The organism is Actinosynnema sp. NPDC059335 (genome assembly GCF_042752395.1).
In the GTDB taxonomy this organism is placed as follows: domain Bacteria; phylum Actinomycetota; class Actinomycetes; order Mycobacteriales; family Pseudonocardiaceae; genus Actinosynnema.
The window spans coordinates 37,076-62,373 of the sequence record NZ_JBHYXZ010000010.1; the positions used below are offsets into that span (position 1 = coordinate 37,076).

A 25,298-nucleotide genomic window follows, 5' to 3' on the forward strand; every position below is an offset into this window, starting at 1 on the left:
GGGGCGGCCCGGGCGCCCCACCGCGCTCCCCCCGCCCACCCGGGGCCCCGGGGCCCGCCGCGCGCCCCCCCCCCCCCCCCACCCCGGGGGGGGGGGCCCGGACCGGGTGACCGGGGGCGGCCGTCAACGCCTCGGCGCGATGTCCGGCACGGGTGCAATGCCCGCGGATGGCATGGGCACGCACGCTCCTGGCCTGCGCGCGAGCCCTCCTGCACGCCGGACAGCGTTGCGGCGCAAGAACTCCGACCCCTCGGAACGGACCTCGCCTGCGTCGGGGCGCGATGTCCACCACGGCTCCGGATCGACCTGAACGGCGGTCTGCTGATGTCCGAGTTGTCCGATCTGCTCGCGGTCGGCCGGAGCGGCGTCACCCGACTGGTTGGTGCGCCGCAGCCGGGTGGTGCACGAGCGGCCACCGGACAAACGCCGGGTTGTGCACGTGGAGGTTGTCAGGCGACGGGCGGCGTCTGCCGGCGACCACGAGCGACCCCGCGTACCGGGAGTCGGTCGCCGAGGAGGACGCCGCTCCGCTGAGTGACCGCGACGTCGCCGATCTGAAGCGCATCGGGCGAAAACTGCTGGAAGCGCCCGGGAAATGGGGCACCAAGCGGTTCGCCACCGACTAACGTCGGGACTTCGACGCGCCCGACTGGCGGCCGTGGTCCTACTCGCTCGATGGGGGTCGCCGTGCACCGCAAACTGACCGTGCGCGACCTGCGTGCAGGCAACCGTGCGCGGGTGCTGCGCGCGCTGTACTTCGACCAGCCGCGCAGTCGCCAGGAACTGGCGGGCATCACCGGGCTGAGCCAGGCGTCGGTCAGCAACGTCGTCGCCGAGCTGATCGCCGACGGCGTGGTGGTCGAGGCCGGCCAGGTCGACTCCGACGGCGGCCGGCCGCGCGTGCTGCTGCGGGTCAACCAGTCGCACGCGGCGGTGGTCGGGGTCGACGTCGGCGAGACGCACGTGCTGGTCGAGGTGTTCGACCTGACGCTGCGGCGGCTGGCGGAGGCGACGTTCCCGATGGAGCCCGAGGCCCAGTCGATCGACGACGTGGCGCGGCGGGTCCTCGAAGGACTCGACCGGTGCCTCGCCGCCAGCGGGGTGCGCGACGTGCTCGGCGTCGGCATCGGCGTGCCCGGCCAGGTCGAGCGCGGACTGGTGTACGCGCAGACCGTCGGTTGGCACGGCGTCGCTCTGGAACGGCTGCTCCGGACCGGCACCGACCTGCCGTTGTTCCTGGACAACGGGGCGAACACGTTGGGTCAGGCGGAGGTGTGGTTCGGCGCCGGCCGCGGCACGGGTGACGCGGTGGTCGCGCTGATCGGGTCGGGTGTCGGCGCGAGCGTCATCGCGGACGGGGTGCTGTACCGGGGTTCGTCGGGTGGCGCGGGGGAGTGGGGGCACACGACGGTCGCCCTGGACGGCCGTCCGTGCCGGTGCGGCGCGCACGGGTGCCTGGAGGCGTACATCGGCGCGTCGGCCATCGTCGCCCGGTACCGCGCGGTGAAGGCCGACGTGCCCGCCGAGCAGGAGGCGGCGTTGGCGGCGCTGGTCGCCGACAAGTCACGGGCGGCCCGCGACGTCCTCGCCGAGACCGCCCGGTACGCGGGGCTGGGCATCGCGAACCTGATCAACCTGTTCAACCCGTCGCAGGTGATCGTCGGGGGCTGGGCCGGCCTGCTGCTCGGCGAGCGGATCCTGGACGACGTGCGTACCCAGGCGTCCCGCCACGCCCTGCACCGGCCGTTCGAGCAGGCCACGATCACCCTGTGCCAACTGGGCCCCGAGTCCGTCGCGCTCGGCGCGGCGACCCTGCCGGTGGCCCGGTTCCTGGCCGCGGGCGGCGTGCCGGACCGCACCGCCAGCCGCGCGGTCTAGCCCGGCCTGGTTGAACCCCGGCCGCGCTGATCCTGCCTGGTTGGGCCTCGGCCGGTTCAGCACCGCCCGGCCGCACCGTCCGATCGGGGCCCGTGCGCCGACAGCACGAGGCTCGACGCATCGGGCCCGGGCTACGGGTCGATCCGGTCCAGGGCCGCGCCGTCCCAGGTCGTCTGCGTGCACGCCACGCCACGCCCGTTCTTGGGCCGCAGCACGTCGTAGATGTGCATGCGGGGGATCTTGTCCGACACGCCCCAGCCGCTGGGCCAGGTGATCACCCAGTCCATGTCCAGGTCCACGAGCAGGCCGAGCATGCGCGCGATCGTCGGGTCGTCCAGCCGCTCGAACGCCTCGTCCAGCAGCACCAGGCGCAACGGCGAGAACTCACCGCTCACCGCGTCGTAGAACGACGCCGCCGCCGCGAACAGCGTCACGTACGAGATCAGGCGCGTCTCACCGGACGAGAGCTGCCGCAGCCTGCGCTCGCGCGGCCCGCCGTCCGGGCCGGTGTCGGCGACGGTGACGGTGAACTGGTGCCACGTCCGGTAGTCCAGGGCGCGGGACAGGATCTCGGCGTAGTTGCCGGTGTGCGCGTCGCGTTCGGCTTCGATGCGTTCGGTGAACACGCGCCGCAGCGTCGCGTCCTGCTCCGGGTCGCGTTCCGCGTAGGGCAGGCGGACCAGCGCCAATGCGTCGCGGGTCTCCTCCTCCAACGCCGCCGACGGCTTCCACGCCAGCTTGACGTGCACGCCCTGGCTCGACCGCGCCCGGCCGAGGACCTCGTTCATGCGCTTGCACAGGTCCTCGGCGACCGCGATCTGGCCGCGCAGCCACTCGGCCAGGTCGCGGATCAGGTAGTCGGCGAAGATGTTCTGGTACTGCTCGTCGAGGAAACCGCGCTGCTCGGCGAGCTTCGCGGTGACCTGACGTGCGGCGACGGCGACCGGTCGGGCGCCCTCCTCGCCGGTGACGGTGACCGTGAGCAGGCCGACGTGCTGCTCGGCGGCGATGTCGTGGCTGCCCGCCAGCGACGTCTGGAGCGCCTGCAGCTTGGTGATCACGGTCGCCTCGCCCGCGCCGCGCCGGTCGGAACCCGCCAGCGCGGCCCGGACGGCCGTGACGTCCTCCGGCACGTCCGGCAGCGCGGCCACAAGGATTCCCGGCGCCTGCACGGTGGCCTTGAAGTGCTCGGCCGCGTGGGTCAGGGTGTCGCGGGCGGCGGCGAGTTGGTCGGCGGACGTCTCCAGCTGGGCGGTCAGCTTCGCGGCCTGCTCACGCGCCTCGACGACCTGTTCCCGCACACTCTTCAGCTCGTCCCGCATCTCCCGCCGCGAACGCTCCAAAGTGGACAGTTGCGAGGCGATTTCCCTGGCCTCGCCCCCGATCGCGTCGGTCAACTCTGCCAACGTCGCCGCCTGCGACGCGTAATCCACGCACCGTGCCTCCGCATCCGCCTCCGCCGCGACCCGATCCGCCACCGCCGCGTGGTACCGGTGCGTCGCATCTGTCAGGTCGGCCACGGTGCCGCGGCACTGGCGGCGCAGCACGTCACCCAACCGGTCGGCCGTCCGCTGCGCCTCGGCCGCCGCCCGCTGGGCCTGCTGGAGGCCGTCGGTGGTGGCGGGCAGGCCCGCGTCGCCGGCCTGGCGGACGACCTCGGCGGCGGCGGCCTCGCCGCGGGCCTGGGCGGTGGCGAGTTCGTCGCGCAGCTCCTCCGCGCGGCGGGCGGCGCGGTCGGCGGATTCCTGGGCGGCCTGGAGGCGGCCGTGACGGGCGACCAGCTCGCGGTCGGCGGGGAAGCGGTCGAGGTGGGTCTCCCACCGGCCGACCAGGGCGTGCGCGGCGGCGAGGTCGGCTTCGGCGGTGCCCAGGTCGGCGCGCAGGGTGGCCAGCTCGTCCTCGAGTTCCGCGATCCGGCGCCGGCGGGCGGCTTCGCGGGCTCCGGCGCCGATGAACTCCGCCGCGTCCTTGTGCCACGCGCCGGTCAGCACGCCCGCCTGCCAGCGGCCGTCCGGGGACACCGCGAACGCGCCGGCCGGAGTCAGGGTGCGCAGGGACACCGATGCGAGCAGGTCCGCGACGACGGCGGCGGGGACCGGGGAGGTCGGGTCGACGGCCGGGGTCAGGACGTCGGCGAGGGACGGGCCGTCGACCGGGGTGCCGGGGGCGGCGAGCACGCCCGGGACGGACGGCACGCCGGGTGCGGTCGGCAGGCCGGGTGGGGCGGGCATGTCCGGTGCGGCGGATGTGTGGGGGGTCGTGTCGGGGGTGGCGGGTGCGGTGGGCGGGGAGTCGGGGGTGTGGGTGGGGGTTGGGCGGTCGGGGGTGGTTTCGGCGGGTCCGCTGGTTTTCAACCGAGGTGCGGTAACAGTGTTTCCGTACATGTTCGCGGCATCTTCACCCGATCGTGTCGGGGTGACCCACGCGTCGAGCAGGCCGGACGCCTCCAGGGCGGCTTCCAGGCCGGCCTTGGCCTCATCGTCCACCGTCGGCCGGAAGTCGACCAGGCGGTAGAACGGCGCGCCGGTCGTGGGATCCCGGTCGACGGCGGTGAACCGGGTCCGCTCCGGCGCCCGCGCCGACCCCGAGCGCAGTCCCGCCAGCTCGGCGTCCAGCGCGTTGATCGACGTCACCAGCTCCGCCCGCCGCTGCACGACCGCGTGCGCGCCGTCCCGCGCGGCCGTCACGAGGGGGCTCACCCAGTCCCTCGCGGCGGCGGTGAGGGAACGGGCGGTGGCCGGGTCGACCGAGGTCGGCAGGGGCAGCGGGGTGTCCGGCTGCTGCTCCGCGAGCGGGCCGGAGGTGTGCCACGACTCGACGTCGGCCAGCCACGCCTGCGCCACCTCGGCCAGTTCCTGGGCCTCCTGGTTGCGCAGCGCGGCGGCCTCGGTGGCCGTGTGCTGGGCGTCGCGCGCGGTGTGGCGCAGGCTCTCCACCTGACGCCAGACCGCGTCCAGCTCGGCGGCCTGCGCGGCCAGGGCCAGGGCCAGCGCGCCGCGTTGCCGCGCCGACGAGGCGATCTCGGCCAGGCGCGCCGCCACGGTCTCCAGCGCGACGTCGTCCAGCTCGACGGCGGGTGGCACGCGGCGGTCGATCGGCAGTGGTTCGGCTTCCGGGTCGGGCTTGGCGCGCACGGACTCCGTCCGCACCAGGGCGTCCGAAGTGGACACGCGCGGGAGGTCGGGGACCACGGCGGAGTCCAGGCCGGCCACGCGCAGGTGGTGCCGCAGCGGTTCGACCAGCTCGTGCGCCGAGCCGAGGTCGTCCGCCAGCCGCCGCAGCAGCCGCAGCACGCCGTCGACCGCGCCGTCCTCCTGCAACCGCTGCTTGTTGGCCATGTCCAACGCGGCGACCGCCGACGAGCGCTTCTCCGCCACCAGCTTCTCGCGCGTCTGCAGGTCCTGCAGGTCGCGGAACGCCGGCAGCTCCTTCAACGCGCCGATGGTCTCCTCGGCCTGCTGCTCCCCGGCCTCCAGCGACGCCTGCGCGTGCTCCGCCGCCGCCCGCGCCGCGAGCGTCTCCTCCAGCGACGCCGACAACCGCGCCGAGGCGCGCTCCAGCTTCCGCACGCCGTCCTCGGCCGCGCCCAACCGCTCCGCCGCCGCCCGCAACCCGCCGAACGCGTAGTCCGAGTACGTCTTCAGGAACGTCCCCAGCGCCGCGTCCGCCGCCGACAGCCGCGTGATGTTCTCCCGGATCGACTCCAGGTCGTCGAACGAGGTCGCCAACTGCTCGAGCATCGCCTGGTCCAACGGCGGCAGCGCGTCGGACAGGATCTGCTCCAACTGCCCTTCCAGCACCTTCAGGCCGACGTCGGGGTTGCGCAGCGTCCGCTGCAGGTGCAGCAGGTCGCCGTAGCGGGGCGCGGGCACCCCGTACACGGTCTCGGCCACCCGCGCCCGGAACGCCGCCTCCTCCAGCACGCAGTCCGCCCCGACCACGTCACGCAGCTGCGTCGGCCCCAGCGGCGTGCGGTCCGGGCCCACCAGGGCCAGCGAGCTGCCCACCCGCAGCGGCGTGATGAACCGCCACGAGTCGGTGATCGCCTGCGACGTCTTGGACGCCTTCACGCCCAACCCGCAGGTCAGGTACTCGTCGTCGCCGCGGGTCAGCTCGACCCACGCGTAGCCGATCCGGTTGGGCCCGCCGTCGTAGTCGTCCAGCATGAGCCGCCGCAGCGACACCGTGTCGAAGCCCTTGGACCCGACCTGCCGCAGGTCGCCGTCCAGGCACAGCGGCAGCAGCAGCTCCAGCGTGCGCGACTTGCCGGACCCGTTGGTGCCCTGGAAGATCGCGCGCCCGCCGGAGAAGTCGAACGCCTGCTCGGTGTACTGCCAGATGTTGACGATGCCGCCCCTGTGCAGCCGCCACCTGTTCACGCGGTCTCCTCATCGAACAACGACCAGCTGGGCACGTCCGGCACGACGACCGGCTCCACGTCACGTTCCGGGTCGCCGTCCGGCGACGGCAGCCACCGGTGCGCGGCCGCGTTGAGCAGCCACCCGTCCGCCGCGGGCACCGCCAACCCCATGCGGCGCAGCAGCTCCAGCACCTCGTCCACCAGCCGGTCGGGGTCCTCGGTGAACTGCTTGGACCACGCGGTCGGGTAGTCCTCCACCAACCGCTCGCACACCGCCTTCAACGCCGGCACGGCCACCTCGTGCCGCCCGTCGGGGCGCGGGTCGGAGTCCAGCAGCTCCGGCAGCGCCAGCAGCGCGATCCGCGCGACCGTGGACGTGCCGGGGAAGTACAGGTCGGTCAGGTAGTCCTCGGGGTCGGCCGCGAGCACGCCCTCGACCCGGCACTCGGTGTGCAGCCCGAAGCACGTCTCCAGCAGCGCGGTCTCCTTGCGCTGGTTGCGCCGCAGCCACTCGGCCTGCTCGGGCGGCAGGTCGGCGTACAGCACCACGGGGTTCTCCACGAGCTTGCGCCGCACCGCGTGCTCGACGCCGCGCGGACCGGGCCGGGCGGCCAGCTCCACCAGCCGCTCGGGCGACGTCGCCTCGGCCACCGGGCCGGTCAGCAACTGCCCGAGCAGGTCGGTGTCGATGGTGATCAACGCCTCGGCCTGCGCGTCCACCGTGCCCTCGGTCTCGTGCAGCACGCCCAGCGACACCAGGTGCCGCAGCGCCGCCGTCAACGCGCGCCGGTCGGCCACGTCGTCCACGACGGTCAGCCCAGCCTCCACCGCCGCCGCGCGGACGTCGGCCACCAGCCGCGACAGCAACGCCTGCCGCCCGGTGCCGGTCAGCACCGCCATCGTCAGCGCCAGGTACGCGTACCCGCGCGGGGACATGCCGAGCACGCCCCGCGAGTCGTCCGGGCCGGGCCCGGACTTGTAGAGCCGCGCGAACCGCCGCTCCACCACCAGCCGGTAGCCGAGCACCCGGGCGAACAGGTCCTGCAACGCGGCCCGGTGCCGGTAGACCAGCGCCAGCAGCTCGCCGTCCGGCCCGTCGGCGCGCAGCAGCGGCCGGCGCAGCAGGGTGCGGGCGCAGCGCACCACGTTCGCCGCGTCGATCTCGGAGAGGTCCTCGAACATCAGTCGAGCACCACCGTGGAGTCGTGCAGGGTCAACGTGCCCGCCGCCGAACGGATCGTCGTGTGCCGGCCCGCCTCGTGCGCCACCGTGACCCGCAGGCCGCGCACCGGGTCGGTCGCGGAACCGGCGTCGGTCGCCTTGTCGCGTTGCGCCATCGCCAACGTGAGCAGCTCGCACAGCACCCCGAGCGCCTCGCCGGACAACGTGGTCTCGGCCAGCCGGGGAGCCGCCGCGGCCAGCTCGGCCACCGACGCGGCCCGCCGCTCGTCGGCCTCCCGCGCCTCGGCGAGCAGCGACTGCTCGGTCATCGGGTCGTCCAGGATCCGCGACGTCCGGCCGCGCGCGCCCCGGTCGCCCCGGCTGCGCACGCTGACCTGCACGTCCACCACCGGGCCGTCGCGCCACGGCGTGCGCTCGTTGTCGCGGTCGTGCTCAGGCGCGGGGGACACGTGCCGCGCCGAGTACAGCCCGAACGCCGCCGCGTACAGCTCGTGGGCCTGCGACCGGGTGCCGGCGTCGAACCACGCGGCGAGCTTCAGCAGCTCCGCCCGCCTGCTCGGCAGCAGCCCGCCGCCGGAGGTGGCCCGCTTCACGCTGGCCAGCAGCGACCCGATCGCGCGCGCCGTCGCCTCGCGCAGCGCCGTCACCTGGCTCGGCCGGCCGGGCCGGTCCACGAACCAGTCGGTCAGCTCCTGCCAGTCCTCCGCCGACCGGCCGCGCGCCCGTTCGACGCGCTCGCCGAGGTCGGCCCGGCCCAGCAGCCGCAGCAGCTCCGAGCGCGCGGCGTTCACGCGGGCCAGCGCGTCGGCGATGGCGGGGGTGTGCCGCAGCACGTCCTCCACGACCATCTGGATGTACTCGACCAGCAGGTTGCGGAACCCGGAGATCTCGTCGGGCGCCAGGTGGTGCCGTGTCACGACCTGCCCGAGGTAGGCGTAGAAGTCGCGCACGGTCGCGGCCAGCTCGGCGTGCTGGAGGAACAGCGTGGTGACCTGCTCGGCCAACGCCTCCCGGGACCGGCCGGCGCCGGTGACCAGCGCCTCCGCCAGGGACCGGCCCAGCCGGTCCAGGCCGCGTTCCACGGCGGGCAGCAGCTCCCGCGACACCTCCCGCGCGCCCTCCGGCACGCGCAGCAGCTCGTCCACGTCGCGCTGCACCCGGACGGCGAGCTTGCTGACCTGGTAGCGGACGCTGCCGTGCTGGAACTCGGCGATGCTGGTGGCCACCACCTCGCGCCGGCCCTGCACCAGGTTGCCCCACTCGACGAGCTGGCGAAGCCGGTTGATCACGTTCTCGATGCGGGACTCGCCGGGCTCGACCCGGCCCTCCCGCTCGGCGCCCGCGAGCGCGCCCGCGACCTCGCCCGCGGACAGGTCGGCCAGCAGCGTGGAGGTGAACAACCGCATGATCGCCAGGTACGTGCGCTGGTGATCGCGGGCGTCCAGGTACGCGTAGAGCTTGAGGCGGCCGGCGGGTTCCACGGTGGGCCACCCTAGTGCGGCGGTCCGACACGTGCGGGCTACCGTGCCCGTGTGAGTCTGGGGCGCGCGGTGGGGTTGGTGCTGGGCGTGGCCGCTGACGCGGTCTTCGGCGACCCCAAGAGGTATCACCCGGTGGCGGGATTCGGGCGGGCGGCGGCGGCGCTGGAGCGCAGGCTGTACCGCGACCACCGGGCGGGCGGCGTGGCGCACGTGGTCGTGCTGGTCGGCGGCACGGTGCTGGCCGGGGTCGCGGCCGAGCGGCTCGGCCGGCGCGGCCCGGTCCTGGAGGCCCTGACCACGGCCGCCGCGACGTGGGTGGTGCTCGGCGGCTCGTCGTTGGCCGACGAGGGCACCGCGATGGGCCGCGAGCTGGACGGCGGCGACCTCGACGCGGCGCGCAATCGTTTGCCCAACCTGTGCGGGCGCGAGCCCCGCAAGCTGGACACGATGGGCCTGGCGAAGGCGACCGTCGAGTCCGTGGCGGAGAACACGTCCGACGCCGTGGTCGCGCCGCTGTTCTGGGGCGCGGTCGCGGGCGTGCCGGGGCTGCTCGGGTACCGGGCGGCGAACACCCTGGACGCCATGGTCGGCCACCGCAACGAGCGGTACCGCCGGTTCGGCTGGGCCGCGGCCCGGCTGGACGACGTGGCGAACCTGCTGCCCTCGCGGCTGGCCGCGCTGCTCACGGCGGCGGGCGCGCCGGTCGTCGGCGGGTCCGCGAGCGAGGCGTGGCGCACGTGGCGGCGGGACGCCTCGGCGCACCCGAGCCCGAACGCGGGCCAGGTCGAGGCGGCGTTCGCGGGGGCGCTGGAGGTCCGGCTGGGCGGCCGCACGGTGTACGCGCACGGCGCGGAGGACCGGCCCGTGCTGGGCCACGGCCGCAATCCCGACGCGGGTCACGTCACGCGCGCGGTGGAGCTGTCGCGGGTGGTCGGCGCGTCGGCGACGGCCGTGACCGCGGTCATCGCGCTGCTGCGGCCTCGTCTTCGGCGAGCTGTTCGGCGACGGACTTCCGCCTGACCTTCGCGGGCTTGTCGGCCGTCCCGTCCCCGTCGGCGCCCTCGCGCAGCGCCCCGCCGGGGCGGATCTCGCGGACGGTGAAGTACAGCCAGCCGCCCAGCGCCATCGCGCCGAACGCGATCCACTGCAACGCGTAGGAGAAGAACGGCCCCGCGTCGAGCTTCGGCAGCGGCAGCGACTCCTCCACGCCGGGCTGGCCTTCGGTGAGCTGGAAGTAGCCGGGCCGGATGTCGAGCCCGGCGGCCCGGCCGACCACGGCCGAGTTCACCGCGTACACCTGCCGGTGCGCGTCCTGCTGGAACGCGTCCCGGTCGTCCGACTCGTCGCGGCGGGCCAGCGCGACCACCGTCACCTCACCGGTCGGCACGGGGTCGAGGTCGGGCACCTTGATGCCGTTGACCGGCCGCACGTACCCCCGGTCGATCAGCACCACCGGGCCGTCGACCAGCCGGAACGGCGTCAGCACCTCGAACGCGGCCTCGCCCTGCACGGTCCGCAGCCGCGCCACCGCCTGCCCCTCGGGCAGGTAGCGGCCGGTGAGCGTGACGCGCCGCCACTCGATGTCGGCGTTGGACCGGTCGAGGAGCGTCGTGACCGGCACCGGGTCGGTGCGCAGCGACGACGTGACCGCGTGGTTCTGCGCCTCCCGGTCCGCGTCGCGGTTGAACTGCCACGGGGCGAGCAGCGTGAAGCACGCGCCCGCGAACACCCAGACCGCCAGCGTCAACGCCAGCCAGCCGGGCTGCACCAGGAACCTCAACCGCACGTGACCACGGTAAGCCCTGGGCCGGTGTGACCTGCACCCGGTCGAACCGGGCGGCCGGCGCCACGCCGGGCGGACGGGTCGTCAGGGCGCCGAACGCGCGGCGGACAACGCCTGCCGCGCGTACCCGCGACCGAACAGCACGGCGTGGACGAGCAGCGGGAACAGCTGGTGCAGCGGCACCCGGTCGCGCCAGCCGTCGGCCAGCGGCGCGGCCTCGTCGTAGGCGGCGAGCACGCGGTCCAGGTGGGGGCAGCCGAAGAGGGCGAGCATGGCCAGGTCGCTCTCCCGGTGGCCGCCGTGCGCGGCCGGGTCGAGCAGCCACGCGCGGCCGTCGGCGGCCCAGTGCACGTTGCCGCTCCACAGGTCGCCGTGCAGGCGGGCGGGCGGCTCGGCCGGCGCGTCGACCCGCACGGCCTCGATGACGCGGGCCTCGGCGGGCGTCAGCGCGCCCGCGTCCACCGCGCGGCGGGCGTAGTAGGCGATGCGGTGCTCGGCGAACCACTCGGGCCAGCGGTCGGAGGCGACGTCGCGCATCGGCGCCAGGCCGATCGCCGCGTCCACCGGGCCGCCCGGGGGCGGCGCGCCGAACGCGGGCGCACCGGTCGCGTGCAGGGCGGCGAGGCGGCGGCCGAACTCCTCGGCGGCGGACGGCGACGGTCGTCCGGGCTCCACCCGGTCCATCGCCAACCAGTGCTCGTGCCGCCCGCGCACCCGCGGCGCCGGCGGCCCGTCGGGTTCGGCCAGCCACTCCAGCGAAGCCGCCTCGGCGAGCGCCGCGTTCGGCCGGTCGTGCCGCTTGAGGACGACCGGGGAGCCGTCGGCGAGGTCGACCGCCCACACCTCGCCGCCGAGCCGCCGCACCCGCGCGGCCGGCGTCCCGGTCAGCTCCCGTGCCGCGTCCTCCGGCGTCACAGGCGTTCGCGCACCCACGCCAGCAGGCCCGGGACGGCCGCCTCCACCATCTCCACCACGCGACTGAAACCGGGCTCGTCCCCGTAGTACGGGTCGGGCACGTCCACGCCGTCCGCGTCCGGGTCGAACGAGCGCAGCAGCCGCACCCTCTCCGGGTCGGGCGCCATCCGCCGCAGCGCCCGCGCGTGCCCGGAGTCCAACGCCACCAGCAGGTCCGCGTCCAGGTGGTTCTCGTCGACCTGGGCGGCGGTGTGCTCCGTCGGGTAGCCCCGGTCCGCCAACGACTTCGCGGCCCGGGGGTCGGCCGGGTCGCCCACGTGCCAGCCGCCCGTGCCCGCGCTGGTCACCTCCACGAGATCACCCAGCCCGGCACGCCGCAGGTGCTCCCGGAATATGATCGCGGCCACGGGGGAACGGCAGATGTTGCCGGTGCAGATGAACGAGACGGTCAGCGTCACGGCAGGGGAGTCTGCCAGGGCGGGGTGACGCGCGACCATCGGATCGACCGGCTCGTGGTGGGGGTTTCGGGCATGTCCGGGGTCGTGGTCGGGGTCGTCGTGCTGCTCGCCGTCGGGGCGGCGGTCGGCGTCGCGGTGGTGGTGCGGCGGCGGTCGTGGCCGGACACGCCCGCGTTCGCCCGGCCACGGCCCGTGACGACGCCCGGCGGACCCGAGCCGGACCCGAACGCCGGATTCTTCACCGATCGCGGCGTGCTGTTCCGGAAAAGGCATTTCTTCGTCGGCACGGGGTGCCCCCCGGTGCTGGTGGCGGATTTTTCGTCACTCGACGTGTTGCGTCGGGAACAGCCCGTGCGCATTGCCGCGCACGGCATTCGGGTGTGGTGGTGGTTCGGGGACAGGTTCTACCGGGAAGCCGCCGGCTTGCGGGCCGACGACGTGCGAGCATGGGTGGACGAGCGGGAACGGGTGCGGCGGGCCCGCCAGGAGCGGGCCAGGCTGCTGTCGGCTGCGGAAGAGGGACTGCGAAAGCGTGACAACGGGTAACGGCGGGCCCCGCAATTCCGACGTCATTGGCGTGGGGAATGTGTCGGGGAGGAATGAGAATGACGCGCACGTGCGTCGGGCGGCGGCCGCGGCCGTCCATTTCGGAACGGAACTCGTGGAGGCGATCCCGGCGCCGCGGTCGGCTCCCGGGGAAGGTCGGCGACCGGTGGTGACCGAGCCGTCGCTGTGTCGGGCGGCCCGGTACGAGGGGCCGTCGCCGGTGCACCTGGTGCTGAGCGTGGCCCTGCTGTTCTTCGCGGTGGCCGTCTCGATGCTCTGACCGCCGGTGATCTCAGCGGCCTCTCAGGTCGTGCGCGGGAAGATCACCGCGTGTCCACCGTGAAGTCGTCGAACCCGGCCGGGTCCGCGCTGCCGTCGCTGGCCCGCGCGCTGACGAGGGTCGAGGACGAGATCAAGGCGCTGGCGACGTCGTCGTCCCTGCCGGTCGTGAACAGCGCCTCCGGCCGGATCACCGGGGCGGGCGGCAAGCGCCTGCGGTCGGTGCTGATCCTGTCCGGGTCGCTGGCCGTGTCGGGCACGATCACGGACCGGGCCGTCACCGCCGCCGCGTGCGTCGAGCTGCTGCACGCCGGCTCGCTCGTGCACGACGACCTGATGGACGACGCCGAGGAGCGGCGCGGTGTCCGCACGGTCGACGCGGACTGGGGTCCCGGCCCGGCCGTGCTGGTCGGCGACTTCCTGCTGGCCCGCGCGAGCCAGGCCGCGCTGGAGCGCATCTCGCCGTTCGCCGCCGGGCGGCTCGCCCGGGTGGTGACGGACCTGGTCGAGGGCCAGGTGCTGGAGGTCATGGACCTCTACGACCCGCACCGCAGCCCGGAGTCCGCGCTCCGGTCCGTCCGGCTGAAGACCGGCGCGCTGTTCGAGGTGGGCGGCGTGCTGGCCGCCCACTGCGCCGACGCCGACGAGGCGACCGCGGCCGGGCTGGCCCGGTTCGGCGCGCTGTTCGGGCTGATGTTCCAGATCCTCGACGACCTGCTGGACCTCGTGTCCACCGCGCAGCGGTTGGGCAAGCCGGTCGGCCACGACCTGCGCCAGGGCGTCTACACGTTCCCGCTGCTGCGCGCCCTGACCGACGACCAGCGCGACCTGCTCGCGCGGCGCGGCCGCGAGCTGACCGACGCGGAGGTCGCCGGGCTGCTGGCCGAGCTGCGGCAGACCGGCCTGGTCGCCGACACGCTGGCGCACTGCACGGCGCTGGCCGCGCGGGCGGTGCGCGCCCTGCCGGACCTGCCCGACTCCGAGGCGCTGGCCACGCTGCGGGCCCTGCCGGACGCCTACCTCGACTGGGCCGCCTCGCAGACGGGGTAGAGCGCGGGCCGGCCGACCACGATCGCCTAGACTCGCGGCGATGACCAGCCAGGACCCCGGCCGGGCGCTGCTGCGCCACCACGGCGACGTCGACGCCGCGACCGGGCTCGCGGACTTCGCGGTGAACGTGCGGCTGCCCGCGCCGCCCGCGTGGCTGCGCGACCGGCTCGTCGCCGCGCTGGACGATCTCGGCCCCTACCCGGCCGCCGCCGCCGACGAACGCGCCCGCGCCGCCGTCGCCGCGAGGCACGGCCGCGCCCCCGACGAGGTGCTGGTCCTCAACGGCGCCGCGGAGGGGTTCGCGCTGCTCCCGGTCCTGCGCCCGACCCTGGCCGCGGTCGTGCACCCGTCGTTCACCGAGCCCGAGGTGGCGCTGCTGGACGCCGGCGTGCCCGTGCGGCGGGTCCCGCTGTGCCCCGGGGACGGCTACGCGCTGCGGCCCGACCTGGTGCCCGACGAGGCCGACCTGGTGGTGCTCGGCAACCCGACCAACCCGACGTCCGTGCTGCACCCGGCCGACGTGGTGGCGTCGCTGGCCCGGCCCGGCCGGGTGCTGGTGGTGGACGAGGCGTTCGCCGACGCCGTGCCCGGCGAACCGGCGTCGCTGGCGGGCCGCGCCGACCTGCCCGGCCTGCTGGTGCTGCGCAGCCTCACCAAGACCTGGGGCCTGGCGGGCCTGCGCGCGGGCTACCTGCTCGGCGCGCCGGACCTGCTGGCCCGGCTCGCCCTGCACCGGCCCCGGTGGCCGGTGGGCAGCCTGGTGCTGGAGGCCGTCACGGCGTGCTGCGAGCCGGCCGCGGTGGCCGAGGCGGAGGCGATGGCGCGGGAGGCGCGGGAGCACACGGCGCACGCCGTCGGGCTGCTGGGCGACCTCGTGGTCGTGCCGCCGTCCGCGCCGTTCGTGCTGCTGCGCGTGCCGCAGGGCGCGCGGGTGCGGCAGGCGTTGCGGGACAAGGGGATCGCGGTCCGGCGCGGCGACACGTTCCCCGGCCTGACCCCCGACCACCTCCGGGTCGCGGTCCGCGATCCCGGGGAGTTCGCCCTGCTGGCGGACGCGCTGCGAGTCGTGCTGGAGGAGCTGTGACCACGCTCGGGGACGTGCTGGCCGTGCTGGAGGCCGCCTACCCGCCCGCGACCGCCGAGTCGTGGGACGCCGTCGGCCTCGTCTGCGGCGACCGCGCCGAGCCGGTGACCAGGGCGCTGTTCTGCGTCGACCCCGTCGAGTCCACAGTGGACGAGGCGTTGGAGGTCGGCGCGCAGCTGCTCGTGGCGCACCACCCGCTGATGCTGCGCGGCGTCACGGGCGTGCCCGCGGACGACCCCAAGGGCGGGCTGGTCCACCGGCTCATCCGCGCGGGCGTCGCGCTCTACACCGCCCACACCAACGCCGACGCGGCCAGCCCCGGCGTGTCCGACGCCCTGGCCGAGGCCCTCGGCCTGCGGGTCACCGGCCCGCTCGTGCCCGGCGGGGACGGCGCGGCCACCGGCATCGGCCGGATCGGCGAGCTGGACCGCCCCGAACCGCTGCGCGACTTCGCCCGGCGCGTCGCCGACGCGCTGCCGGCGACGGCGTGGGGCGTGCGCGCGGCGGGCGACCCGGACCGGCCCGTGCGGCGGGTCGCGGTGTGCGGCGGCGCGGGCGACGGCTACCTGGCCGACGCGACCCGCGCGGGCGTGGACGCCTACGTCACCGCCGACCTGCGGCACCACCCGGCGGGCGAGCACCTGGCCGCGGGCGGGCCCGCGCTGGTCGACGTGGCGCACTGGGCCAGCGAGCAGCCGTGGTGCGCGCAGGCGGCGCACGTCGTGCGCACCGCGTTCGGCGGTACCGTCGAAGTCCTCGTCTCGACCCGCCGGACCGATCCGTGGACCGTCGGCGTGACGAGCCGAACAGGAGCATCCCGATGAGAGGTCCACAGTGAAAGCCGATCCCGCCGTGCAGCGCAGGCTCCTCGACCTCGCGCGGGTCGACGCCGAACTGTCGCGCGTCACCCACCGGCGCCGCACGCTGCCGGAGATCGCCGAGATCGCCGAGGCGGAGAAGCAGGTGCGCGCCAAGCAGGACGCGCTGACCACGGTCGAGACGACCCTGGGCGACCTCGACCGCGAGGTCCGGCGCCAGGAGACCGAGATCGACCAGGTGCGGGCCCGCGAGGAGCGCGACCGCGCGCTGCTCCAGGGCGGCGCGGTCGGCGCGAAGCAGCTCACCGACCTGGAGCACGAGCTGGCCACCCTCGGCCGCCGCCGCGGCGCGCTGGAGGACGACCTGCTGGAGCTGATGGAACGCCGCGAGGCCGTCGAAGCCGACCTCCAGCACGCCCGCGTCGAGCTGGACAAGGCGCAGGAGTCGCTCGCCGACGCCGCCCGCCGCCGGGACGCCGCGCTCGCCGACCTGGAGTCCACCGAGGCCAAGCGCACCGCCGACCGAGAGGGCCTGACCGGCCAGTTCCCCCAGCCGCTGCTCGCCCTCTACGACCGCGTGCGGGCGCACAAGGGCATCGGCGCGGCGCTGTTGCAGTCACGGCGCTGCGGCGCGTGCCGGATCGAGCTGGACCGCAGCGCGATCGCGCACGTCAAGGAGTCGGCGGCCGACGAGGTCGTGCAGTGCGAGGAGTGCGGCGCGATCATGGTGCGGACCGGGGAATCGGGTCTGTGAAGGTCGTCGTCGAGGCGGACGGCGGGTCGCGCGGCAACCCCGGGCCCGCCGGCTACGGCGCGGTCGTGCTGGACGAAGCGGGCGCGGTGCTGGCCGAGCGGTCCGCCGGGATCGGCGTCGCCACCAACAACGTCGCCGAGTACCAGGGGCTCATCGCCGGGCTGGAGGCGGCGGCCGAGCTGGGCGCGTCCGCCGTGGACGTGCGGATGGACTCCAAGCTCGTGGTCGAGCAGATGTCCGGGCGCTGGCAGGTCAAGCACCCGGCCATGCAGCCGCTGGCCGCCCGCGCCCGCGAGGTGGCGCGGTCGTTCGACCGGGTGGGCTACACGTGGATCCCGCGCGAGCGCAACCGGCGCGCCGACCGGCTGGCCAACCTGGCGATGGACGAGCAGGCGGGCGTCGGCCGGCCGGAGAAGTCCGGGCCCGCCCGGCCCGAGCCGCAGCAGCCCGACGCGGCGATCAGCTCACCCGCGTCGTGGACCGGCGCGGTCGGCGAGCCGACCCGGCTGTACCTGCTGCGGCACGGCCAGACCGAGCTGTCGGCAGCCCGCCGCTACTCCGGGCGCGGCAACCCGCCGCTGACCGACGTCGGCCGCGCGCAGGCCGACGCCGCGGCCCGCCGGCTCGCCAAGGTCGAGGGCCTGGCCGCGGTCGTGTCGTCGCCGCTGGGGCGGGCGCGGGAGACCGCGCGGGCGGTCGCGGCGGCCACCGGCGCGGAGCTGTCCTGGGACGACGACCTGATCGAGACCGACTTCGGCGCGTGGGAAGGGCTCACGTTCGCCGAGGCGGCCGAGCGCGACCCCGACGTGCACCGGCGGTGGCTGGGCGACCCGTCCGTGCCCACGCCCGGCGGCGAGAGCTTCGACCAGGTGCACCACCGGGTCCGCCGGGCCCGCAACGCCCTCGTGTCCCGCTTCGGCGGCGCGAACGTCGTCGTGGTCAGCCACGTGACCCCGATCAAGTGCCTGCTGCGGATGGCGCTGGACGTGGGGCCGTCGCTGCTGTTCCGGCTGCACCTGGACCTCGCGTCGCTGTCGGTGGTCGAGTTCTACCCCGACGGCCTCGCGTCCGTGCGGCTGGTCAACGACACCTCGCACCTGGTCTAACCGGCCGGCCGCAACCGGGGCCGCTCGCGGCGGAACCGGGCGTCCTGCACGGCCATCGCGAACCGGTCCACCGCCGCGCGAATCGCGTCGGCGGCTTTCGGCGCGATCACGCCGTTCTCGATGTCGTGGTCGAGCACGAATTCGCCGCGCAGCACGGAATCCGCGCCTTTGCCCGCGAGCAACGGGTTCAGCGCGTAGTCCATCGCGACCAGGAACCCCTGGCTCCCGCCGGTCGCCAAAGGCAGGATCACTCGACCGCGCAACGCCCTCTTCGGCAACATGTCGACGAGCGCCTTCACCAGCCCGCTGTACGCCGCGCGGTACACCGGGCTGGCGACCACGATGCCGTCCGCGCGCAGCACCGAGGCGACCGCGTCCCCGATGTCCGGGTCGCGCAGGTCCTCGGTGAGCAGCGGCAACGTGGGCAGTTGGCGCACGTGCAGGGTCCGCACCCCGTACCCGGCCTCGCGCAGCAGGGCCTCGACGTGGGACACGACGACGCCGGTGCGCGACGTCGGCGACGGACCGCCGGAAATCATCAGAATGGACGACATGGCTCGCTGACCCCTTTCGGGAAAAGGCTCTGGGTGCGACATAAAATCGGTCAGCGACAACAGATCGCGGCGGCGGTCCGACCGAAGTCGACGTGCCGGCGGCGGGTGAGCCCCCCGATTCCTGGCATGGTTTCGAGTAGAGCAGCAAGCCCACATCGCGACAAGGTTCCGCGGCCCGGGTTCCACCTCCTGGGAACCCGCCGGTATCCTGGTGGGGCGGATGAGTCGGCAGGGCGGCCGCGTCGACGGGTCCCCGGATCCGTCGCCGAGGAAAGTCCGGACTCCACAGGGCAGGGTGGTTGTCAACGGCAACCAGGGGCGACCCTCGGGACAGTGCCACAGAGAACAGACCGCCCCGGCGCGAGCCGGGGTAAGGGTGAAACGGTGGTGTAAGAGACCACCAGCGTCCCCGGTGACGGGGACGGCTCGGTAAACCCCACCCGGAGCAAGGCCAAGAGGGTGCCCCAGGGCACCTGCGCAGGCGATCGAGGGCGGCCCGTCCGATGCCTGCGGGTAGGCCGCAAGAGCCTGTCGGCGACGGCAGGCCGAGATGGATGGCCGCCGAACGGGACCGCCGCGAGGCGCCCGGGAACAGAATCCGGCTTACATGCCGGCTCATCCGCCCCTCTCCGCCCTTCGGGCGCTCCGGCCGCCGTCCGGGCGCACCCGTCCGCGCGCCCACCGCTTGCGAGGCGCACTCGCCCGCCTATACATCCCTTGCGCGCCAACGGTGTTACACAAGTGAGGCCGTTCGAGTGGTTGTCGGTATCAACCCCGTCCGGCCCGGATCCTCCTCGCAGACCGCGGGCCCTGCCCCGCGGTGCCACGAGGGAGGAACCGATGTCCACCACCAAGCGGCGAGCCGGCGCCTGGCTCGCCCTGACCGGCCTGATGGGTGCGACGGCGATCACCGGGGCCGCCGCCACCGCCGCGGCCGCACCGGCGGAGCTGCCGGTGTACGAAGTCCGGTCCGCCGGGCTCACCCCGGACCAGGCCGCCGCGTTGCAGCGCGCGTTCGGCCTCAAGGACGTGCGCCTGGCCGAGGACGGCTCGGTGTCGTTCGCCGACGAGTCCACCTACCTGCGCGTGCCCGGCCTGGACCAGGGCGCGGGCAAGCCCGACGAGGACGGGATCGGGACCACGGCGACGGCGCTCGACCTGGACGGGCTCAAGCGCCTGCGCGCCGTGCCCGTCGAGGACGCCACCAGGAAGACGCTCGAAGCGCTGCGCGGCGTCGGGCTGCTGCCCGCGAACGCCACGCCCACCGCCGGGCAGACGACGTTCGAGGTCGTCGACGCCAACCAGAAGGCCGTGGTGACCGCGCCGCTGGACACCGCCGTGTCGTTCGCGTTCGCGCTCGACGGCGTGCCGCTGGAGGGGCCGGGGGCGAAGCTGCGGGTCGCGTTCGACGGCCAGGGCGCGGTCGCGGGCCTGACCTACGCCACCCGTGAGGTGGTGAAGACCGGCAGCGTGCCCGTGGTCGGCCTGGACGAGGGCCTGAAGCGGTGCGCCGACCTGTTCGGCACGAGCGTGCGGCCGACCGGCGCGTCCTACGTGTACGAGGCCCCGCCGCTGGCCGAGAAGGTCGCGAAGCTGGAGCCGGGCCTGCGGTGCGACGGCGTGAACTCCGACGGCGCGGCCGTGCAGTCGGTGATCGTCGGCGCGGCCGTGGACGCCCGCCTGCCCGAGCCGGGCCCGGCCGACCCGCCGCGCCAGGAGAGCGCGTTCACCCCGCAGTGGACCACCCGGGTCGACGTCGGCAGCGAGGGCACCGGTCCGTGCTCGGGGCTGCCGTGGACGGCGAACAACCTGGCGTCGTTCAACAACCGGTTCACCGCCGCGGGCGTGCCGGTGCAGTTCAGCTGGCTCAACGCCAACGCGTGGGAGCGGGACTTCAAGGACCCGGCGTTCCCCGGCGGGCAGGACCACCTGTACGCCGACGACGTGGACATGACGTACTGGCAGGGGCACGGCTCGCCGACCGGCTTCTCGTTCGCCGGGTGCAGCAGCAACACCGACACGTTCCTGTCCAACAACGACGCGCGGTGGGGCAACCGGGACGTCGAGTGGATGAGCCTGTTCACCTGCTCGATCCTGCAGGGCACGTCGGGCGGGCAGAGCTGGGCGGCGCGGTGGGGCAAGGCGTTCCGCGGGCTGCACCAGATCAACAGCTTCGACACCGTCTCGTACCACAGCGCCGTGCACGGCGGGAAGTTCGCGAACTACCTGCTGCGGACGCCGTTCCTGTGGTGGAACAAGCCGATGAAGGTGCGGGACGCGTGGGCGCAGGCGTCGATCGACACGCAGCCGGCGTCCGTGCGGTGGGCGACCATGGGGCCGATCGGCCTCGGCGGCCTGGCCAACTTCAACGACTACTTCTGGAACAAGGGGCCGGTCGGCCCGGACACGTTGCCCACGTTCGGCTACTGGCGGATCTCGGGCCTGAGCTGACCCGGGGCACGTGACGCGAAGGGGTCCCTCCCGCACCTGGGGGTCGGAAGGGGCCCCTTCCGCGCGTGTCGAACCTCCAGCGCCCGTGTGTCGAACGCCCGGGTACCGCGAGTTCGACGTTCAGGACGGCCCGACGCGGTCCCGAGCGTTGAACTCACGGGTCCCGAGCGTTCGACTCGCGCGTTCCGAACGTAGGACTCTCGCGTTCTGAACGTAGGACTCACGCGTTCTGGAGGTAGGACACGCGGGTGGGGTCAGGTGCGGCGGGCGGGGCGGCCCGGGGGCATGCGGAAGACCGGGCGGAACGCCTCGCCGCCGTTGTAGCGGCGTTCCAGCTCGGCCACGTAGGCGGCGACGGCCGGGTTCACGATGTCGGCCAGGCTGCGCACGCCCGCCTCCGCCTCGTACGCCGCCAGGTAGGTCGCCGCCGCCCGCGCCCGCTCCAGCACGTCCTGGTCGAAGTTGACCGTCCGCTGCACCCGCCGCCCGGTTTGCCGGTCCTGACCGGTAACCTGATCACCGCCCGAGACGGCCACCGAGACGGTGATCTCGTTCACTCCGGTGGCTGGTTCGGGCACGGCCTCGGGCGGCTGGGTCATCGGCGAGCCTCCTCGGCGTCGTCACTCCGGCATGCGGACCGTTCGGGTGCCCGTCGCTCGGCCGGTCGGGGGATTCCGCGTGACCGGCGGGGAGAGGGCTGGAGGTCGTGCACACTGTGCGTGACCAGGGGGTTCGCAGTCGAGTGAACTATCTCAGCAATCGGGAGAAACCGGGGACGTCGGTTCTCCACCGGCTCGCCCCGAACCATGATGTCTGTGGTCAGATTAGACGTATTCGAGTGCCAGGGGAACGGTTATTGATCTACCCACCGCTAGTCGCCCGATACACCTCGTGACGAAGACGTGTTCTACTCGATAGCGCACCAACCGGACGGGCACCCCTCGGCCCGCCCGGCGAAGTCCTGCGTACTCAGGAGTACGAGATGACCGCCATGACCCTGGTAACACTCGCCCAGCAGCAGCCCGCCCTGGGCACAGGCGGGGTGCGCCAGTGGATCCTCGACAACCTGGTTCCCCTCCTCTTGCTGACGGTCGCCGTGCTGCTGCTCTGGCTCGGCGGCGGCAAGGGCGACAACGCCGGGGTCATGCGCCGCCTCGGCGGCGTCATCATCGCGTTGGCGATCATCGGACTGGCCGTGACCACGAACGCGGGCGCGAACATCGGCCAGTGGATCGCCGGCCTGTTCACCGGCGGGTGACCCTTGCGGGTACGCACTGACGACGAGGTCTACCGGGTCGACGCCGTCTGGCTCGGCCCGCCCAAAGCGACCTTCCCGTGGCGCGCGCGGTACGTCGCGTGGGGCGTCGGCATCGTGGTCTTCTTGCTGGTCACGGCTGTCCAGCGCCAGGTCGGCTTCGGTTTCGACTTCATCAACACCGGCTGGGGCTTCGTGATCACGATCGCGCTGACCCGGTTCATCTGCTCGCGGATCAGCCACGAGCGCCCGCTGTCGTCGGTCCTGGCGATGTGGGTGCGCGAGCTGACCGCGCCGCGCGAGACGACGTCCGGCCGGGGCGGCGCGGCCAGTGCCGCGCGCATCCGCGTCAACCCGCAGCGCCCCCGCAAACGTCACAAGAAGGGGGCGAAACGCGCGACCGCCCCCACCCGATCCCAGCACCGCAGGCAGCAAGACCGCCGTCAGAAGGAGGTGCGCGGTGTTCGGACGCCGGCGTGACCGTGACCGACGATCCGCCGCACACGTGGCCCAGCACGCGGCCGCCGCGCGCGACGACCGCAAGGTCTACAGCAAGCGGGGCCGCCGGTTGCCGGGCGAGCAGGCGGTGCCGAGCTACACGCCGTCGATCGCGGCCCGCAGCATCGACGGCCACCTGCTGCGCACCGGCCAGGAGGTCTACGCCTGGTACCGGCTCGCGCCGCAGCGCTGGTCGTTCCGGTCCGACTCGCAGCGCCAGGACCTGATCGCCGCGATCGCGGGCCAGTACGCCGAGCTGCAGGGCCGCTGGATGCACCTGCGCGTGACGACCCGGCCGTACCCGATCCGGATGTGGGCCGAGGCGCACGTGCACAACGCCGTGCGCCGGCTCCCGGACACCCCCGGCACGCTGAGCTTCGACGACTACATGGTCGGCGAGCAGCAGCAGCTCATGGGCCGGTCCATGGCGGAGAAAGAGGTCTACCTGGGCGTCCAGGTGCAGACCCGCAACATGATGGACCGCGCGGTCGAGCGCGCCGCCCCCGTGCTGCGCAAGGTGTTCCCGGACGCGGTGGACGCCGAGCTGGTCGCCATCGAGTCCGAGATCGACCACCTCGACCAGGTGATCGGCTCCGCGGGTCTGGAGGGCCGCCCGGCCACGGCCGAGGAGATGTCCTGGCTGATGCACCGGTCGTGCTCGCTGGGCCTGCCCGCGCCGCGCAACCTGCCCGCGGTGCCGGGCGCGCCGTGGGAGCCGGAGGACCTGGCGTCGTTCACCGACGCGGCGGACTTCCACCAGGAGCCGTACTCGCCGACGGTCACCGTGCGCGGCCGCACGGGGTCGAACGCGGGCATCAAGCGGCACGTCGCGGTGCTGACCGTGGGCCTGATGCACGGCCTGCAGATCCCCGAGCAGGACGACCCGTGGGTGCAGCGGTCGGACCGGCTGCCCGCCGCGGTCGAGTGGTCGGCGCGGATCTACGTGCGGCGTCCCGAAGAGGTGTCCGGCGAGCTGCAGCGGCAGATGAGCAAGGTCCGCTCGCAGGTGCGCCACTACACCGACGAGCACGAGCTGGAGCCGCCGCAGTCGCTGGCCCGCCAGGCGTCGCGGGTGCTGGAGATCGACGACGAGATGACCTCGGGCTTCACCGCCCTGGGCACGCGGGTGCGGAGCTGGTGGCGGCTCGCGGTGTCCGGGCCGACGGAGCGCGAGGCGCTGCGGCTGGCCCAGGGCCTGCTCGACCTCTACAAGCCGAAGGTGGCGATCGAGCACCCCGAGGCGCAGTACGCGATCGCCCGCGAGTTCATCCCCGGCGAGCCGCTGTCGTCCTCGGCCTACCTGCGCCGCGGGTCGGTGCTGTGGGCGGCCTCGGCCGTGCCGACGGCGACCGCCGAGGTGGGCGACCGGCGCGGGATCCTGCTCGGCGAGACCGTGACCGCGACCCGCCGCCCGGTGGCGTGGGACCCGTGGATGGCGCAGGAGCTGCGCGACTCGTCCGGCCTGACCGCGATGGTCGCGGGCCTGGGCGCGGGCAAGTCGTTCCTCGGCGGCGGCATCGTCTACAAGACGTTGCGGTCCGGCGCGCACTGGACGCTGCTCGACCCGTCCGGCCCGCTGGCCGCGTTGTGCGACCTGCCGGAGCTGAAGCCGTACGCCCGGCCGATCAACCTGCTCAACGCGCAGGCGGGCATCCTCAACCCGTACCGGGTGGTGGCCGAGCCGCAGCTCGACCACTTCATGGACGAGGACGACCCGGAACGGGCCTGGCGGCGGGAACGCGCGCTGGCCGCGGCCACCCGGCGCCGGCTCGTGCTGGACGTGCTGACCGGACTGCTGCCGTTCGAGGTGGCCCGGCTGCCGCAGACCCGGATCGTGCTGCTGCGCGCGGTCCGCACGGTCGGCGGCCGGCCCGACGCGCACCCCGGCATGGTGTTCGAGGCGCTGCGGCGGGACGCGAGCGAGCACCACGAGCACGCGGTCGTCGTCGCGGACTTCCTGGACGAGATGCGGGAGCGCATGTCGCTGCTCATCCCGGAGCAGGACCTGGACCCGTACAACGAGGCGCGGGACGACCGGTTGACCGTGCTGACCATGGCGGGGCTGAACCTGCCGAAGGACGGCGTGGGCCGCGAGCACTGGACGGACGCCGAGGCGCTGGGCGTGGAGATGCTGAACCTCGCCGCGTGGCTGACCCAGCGGTCGATCTACGAGCGGCCGAAGGACCTGCGCAAGGGCGTCTGGATCGACGAGGCGTTCTTCCTGTCCGAGGTGCCCACGGGTCGCGTGCTGATGAACCGGTTCGCCCGCGACTCCCGCAAGTGGAACGTCCGCGTGCTGCTGTCGTCGCAGATCCCGGCGGACTTCCTGAAGATCCAGGGCTTCGTCGCGCTGCTCGACTCGGTGTTCGTCGGCCGGTTGGACGACGACCAGGCCCAGGCGGACGCGTTGCGGCTGCTGAAGGTGCCGGTCGGCGCGGGCTACGAGCAGGTCGTGGCGTCGCTGGGTCGTCGTCCCGGCGGCGTGCGCAACAACGTCGAACGCGACCGCGCGCCCCGCCAGTTCATCTTCGCCGACGGCGCGGGCGGCGTGGAGCGGATCCGGATCGACTTCTCCGGGCCGCACCTGGAGCACCTGCGCAACGCGCTCGACACGACGCCGGACGCCCTGCGCGAGGGCGGGGAGGCGGAGGTCGAGGTCTCCTCGCCGCCGCAGGACCCGTTCGCCTACGCCGAGCAGTACACCGACGACTACGACGACGAGTTGGCCGCCGACCTGGAGGTCGGCCTGACCGACGACCTGGTCGACCTGGCGCACGCCGAGGGAGGAAACCGCCGACCGGGGCGGGAAGGCAGCGCATGAGCGGCCGCACGAGCGCGGGTGCCCC

The 25,298-nt window shown here is 74.2% G+C and carries 20 protein-coding genes and 1 other RNA gene; 13 read left to right on the plus strand and 8 right to left on the minus strand.

Going from position 1 to position 25,298, the window contains the following annotated elements; translation table 11 throughout:
• Positions 1-687 precede the first annotated feature (687 nt).
• Positions 688-1,878 (plus strand): ROK family protein, encoded by a 1,191-nt coding sequence (locus ACFXGA_RS05080; protein WP_378084502.1) that lies wholly within the window; start codon positions 688-690, stop codon positions 1,876-1,878.
• Between the two features lie 131 nt (positions 1,879-2,009).
• Here ACFXGA_RS05080 and ACFXGA_RS05085 read toward each other — a convergent pair whose 3' ends face one another.
• Genes ACFXGA_RS05085 through ACFXGA_RS05095 form a run of 3 tightly spaced genes read right to left on the minus strand, consistent with a single transcriptional unit; the run spans position 2,010 to position 8,901 of the window.
• Positions 2,010-6,257, minus strand: coding sequence for an SbcC/MukB-like Walker B domain-containing protein (locus ACFXGA_RS05085; RefSeq protein WP_378084504.1), 4,248 nt, complete (start codon positions 6,255-6,257; stop codon positions 2,010-2,012).
• The gene (locus ACFXGA_RS05090) at positions 6,254-7,420 is read right to left on the minus strand and encodes a TIGR02678 family protein (RefSeq protein ID WP_378084506.1); all 1,167 of its coding nucleotides are present in this window, start codon (positions 7,418-7,420) and stop codon (positions 6,254-6,256) included. The genes ACFXGA_RS05085 and ACFXGA_RS05090 overlap by 4 nt, the downstream gene beginning before the upstream one ends.
• Positions 7,420-8,901 (minus strand): DUF2397 domain-containing protein, encoded by a 1,482-nt coding sequence (locus ACFXGA_RS05095; RefSeq protein ID WP_378084508.1) that lies wholly within the window; start codon positions 8,899-8,901, stop codon positions 7,420-7,422. Before ACFXGA_RS05095 ends, ACFXGA_RS05090 begins: the two co-directional genes overlap by 1 nt.
• Positions 8,902-8,952: 51 nt before the next feature.
• Between ACFXGA_RS05095 and ACFXGA_RS05100 the strand changes: the two genes are divergently transcribed.
• Positions 8,953-9,921 carry a cobalamin biosynthesis protein gene (locus ACFXGA_RS05100; protein ID WP_378084510.1) on the plus strand — a complete coding sequence of 323 codons (969 nt, stop codon included), beginning with the start codon at positions 8,953-8,955 and terminating at the stop codon, positions 9,919-9,921.
• Here ACFXGA_RS05100 and ACFXGA_RS05105 read toward each other — a convergent pair.
• From ACFXGA_RS05105 to ACFXGA_RS05115, 3 genes are all read right to left on the minus strand, one after another.
• Entirely contained in the window at positions 9,863-10,687 is an 825-nt protein-coding gene (locus ACFXGA_RS05105) for an SURF1 family protein (protein WP_378084512.1), read from the minus strand. The two genes, ACFXGA_RS05100 and ACFXGA_RS05105, sit on opposite strands and share 59 nt — an antisense overlap.
• A gap of 81 nt (positions 10,688-10,768) precedes the next feature.
• Entirely contained in the window at positions 10,769-11,599 is an 831-nt protein-coding gene (locus tag ACFXGA_RS05110) for a fructosamine kinase family protein (RefSeq protein WP_378084514.1), read from the minus strand.
• A complete protein-coding gene (locus ACFXGA_RS05115) occupies positions 11,596-12,051 on the minus strand; it encodes a low molecular weight protein-tyrosine-phosphatase (RefSeq protein WP_378084584.1) in 456 nt (151 codons plus the stop codon). Before ACFXGA_RS05115 ends, ACFXGA_RS05110 begins: the two co-directional genes overlap by 4 nt.
• 105 nt (positions 12,052-12,156) lie before the next feature.
• Here ACFXGA_RS05115 and ACFXGA_RS05120 point away from each other — a divergent pair, with 105 nt between their 5' ends.
• The 6 genes from ACFXGA_RS05120 to ACFXGA_RS05145 all read left to right on the plus strand — a co-directional run bounded on the left by ACFXGA_RS05120 (position 12,157) and on the right by ACFXGA_RS05145 (position 17,694).
• Entirely contained in the window at positions 12,157-12,603 is a 447-nt protein-coding gene (locus ACFXGA_RS05120; protein WP_378084516.1) for a hypothetical protein, read from the plus strand.
• 330 nt (positions 12,604-12,933) lie between these two features.
• Entirely contained in the window at positions 12,934-13,932 is a 999-nt protein-coding gene (locus tag ACFXGA_RS05125; RefSeq protein WP_378084518.1) for a polyprenyl synthetase family protein, read from the plus strand.
• A gap of 40 nt (positions 13,933-13,972) precedes the next feature.
• Entirely contained in the window at positions 13,973-15,016 is a 1,044-nt protein-coding gene (cobC, locus tag ACFXGA_RS05130) for an Rv2231c family pyridoxal phosphate-dependent protein CobC (RefSeq protein ID WP_378084520.1), read from the plus strand.
• Complete coding sequence (locus tag ACFXGA_RS05135; protein WP_378084522.1) at positions 15,013-15,840, plus strand: Nif3-like dinuclear metal center hexameric protein; 828 nt, start codon at positions 15,013-15,015, stop codon at positions 15,838-15,840. Before cobC ends, ACFXGA_RS05135 begins: the two co-directional genes overlap by 4 nt.
• A 10-nt stretch (positions 15,841-15,850) precedes the next feature.
• On the plus strand, positions 15,851-16,588 hold the full coding sequence (locus ACFXGA_RS05140) for a zinc ribbon domain-containing protein (protein WP_378084524.1): 738 nt from the start codon (positions 15,851-15,853) through the stop codon (positions 16,586-16,588).
• Positions 16,585-17,694: a bifunctional RNase H/acid phosphatase gene (locus ACFXGA_RS05145; protein ID WP_378084526.1), complete on the plus strand. Its 1,110-nt coding sequence runs from the start codon at positions 16,585-16,587 to the stop codon at positions 17,692-17,694. Before ACFXGA_RS05140 ends, ACFXGA_RS05145 begins: the two co-directional genes overlap by 4 nt.
• Here ACFXGA_RS05145 and ACFXGA_RS05150 read toward each other — a convergent pair.
• A complete protein-coding gene (locus tag ACFXGA_RS05150) occupies positions 17,691-18,248 on the minus strand; it encodes an NAD(P)H-dependent oxidoreductase (protein WP_378084527.1) in 558 nt (185 codons plus the stop codon). The genes ACFXGA_RS05145 and ACFXGA_RS05150 overlap by 4 nt on opposite strands.
• Before the next feature lie 221 nt (positions 18,249-18,469).
• Here ACFXGA_RS05150 and rnpB point away from each other — a divergent pair.
• Positions 18,470-18,870: RNase P RNA component class A (rnpB, locus tag ACFXGA_RS05155), an RNA gene on the plus strand.
• A 218-nt stretch (positions 18,871-19,088) separates the two neighbouring features.
• On the plus strand, positions 19,089-20,699 hold the full coding sequence (locus ACFXGA_RS05160) for a DUF6345 domain-containing protein (protein WP_378084529.1): 1,611 nt from the start codon (positions 19,089-19,091) through the stop codon (positions 20,697-20,699).
• A 254-nt stretch (positions 20,700-20,953) separates the two neighbouring features.
• Here ACFXGA_RS05160 and ACFXGA_RS05165 read toward each other — a convergent pair whose 3' ends face one another.
• Entirely contained in the window at positions 20,954-21,298 is a 345-nt protein-coding gene (locus ACFXGA_RS05165; RefSeq protein ID WP_378084531.1) for a hypothetical protein, read from the minus strand.
• A 383-nt stretch (positions 21,299-21,681) separates the two neighbouring features.
• Here ACFXGA_RS05165 and ACFXGA_RS05170 point away from each other — a divergent pair, with 383 nt between their 5' ends.
• The 3 genes from ACFXGA_RS05170 to ACFXGA_RS05180 are packed head-to-tail and all read left to right on the plus strand — an operon-like array spanning position 21,682 to position 25,273.
• Positions 21,682-21,957, plus strand: coding sequence for a hypothetical protein (locus tag ACFXGA_RS05170; protein ID WP_378084532.1), 276 nt, complete (start codon positions 21,682-21,684; stop codon positions 21,955-21,957).
• Positions 21,958-21,960: 3 nt separating this feature from the next.
• Entirely contained in the window at positions 21,961-22,434 is a 474-nt protein-coding gene (locus tag ACFXGA_RS05175) for a hypothetical protein (RefSeq protein ID WP_378084534.1), read from the plus strand.
• Between the two features lie 25 nt (positions 22,435-22,459).
• On the plus strand, positions 22,460-25,273 hold the full coding sequence (locus ACFXGA_RS05180; RefSeq protein WP_378084536.1) for an ATP-binding protein: 2,814 nt from the start codon (positions 22,460-22,462) through the stop codon (positions 25,271-25,273).
• The last annotated feature ends 25 nt before the right edge of the window (positions 25,274-25,298 follow it).

What these genes read in the sequence shown, in the direction of transcription:
- ACFXGA_RS05090 (WP_378084506.1), bottom strand. Translation starts at nt 7,420, where the DNA reads ATGTTCGAGGACCTCTCCGAGATCGACGCGGCGAACGTGGTGCGCTGC.
- cobC (WP_378084520.1), top strand. Translation starts at nt 13,973, where the DNA reads ATGACCAGCCAGGACCCCGGCCGGGCGCTGCTGCGCCACCACGGCGAC.
- ACFXGA_RS05160 (WP_378084529.1), top strand. Translation starts at nt 19,089, where the DNA reads ATGTCCACCACCAAGCGGCGAGCCGGCGCCTGGCTCGCCCTGACCGGC.
- ACFXGA_RS05150 (WP_378084527.1), bottom strand. Translation starts at nt 18,248, where the DNA reads ATGTCGTCCATTCTGATGATTTCCGGCGGTCCGTCGCCGACGTCGCGC.
- ACFXGA_RS05165 (WP_378084531.1), bottom strand. Translation starts at nt 21,298, where the DNA reads ATGACCCAGCCGCCCGAGGCCGTGCCCGAACCAGCCACCGGAGTGAAC.
- ACFXGA_RS05170 (WP_378084532.1), top strand. Translation starts at nt 21,682, where the DNA reads ATGACCGCCATGACCCTGGTAACACTCGCCCAGCAGCAGCCCGCCCTG.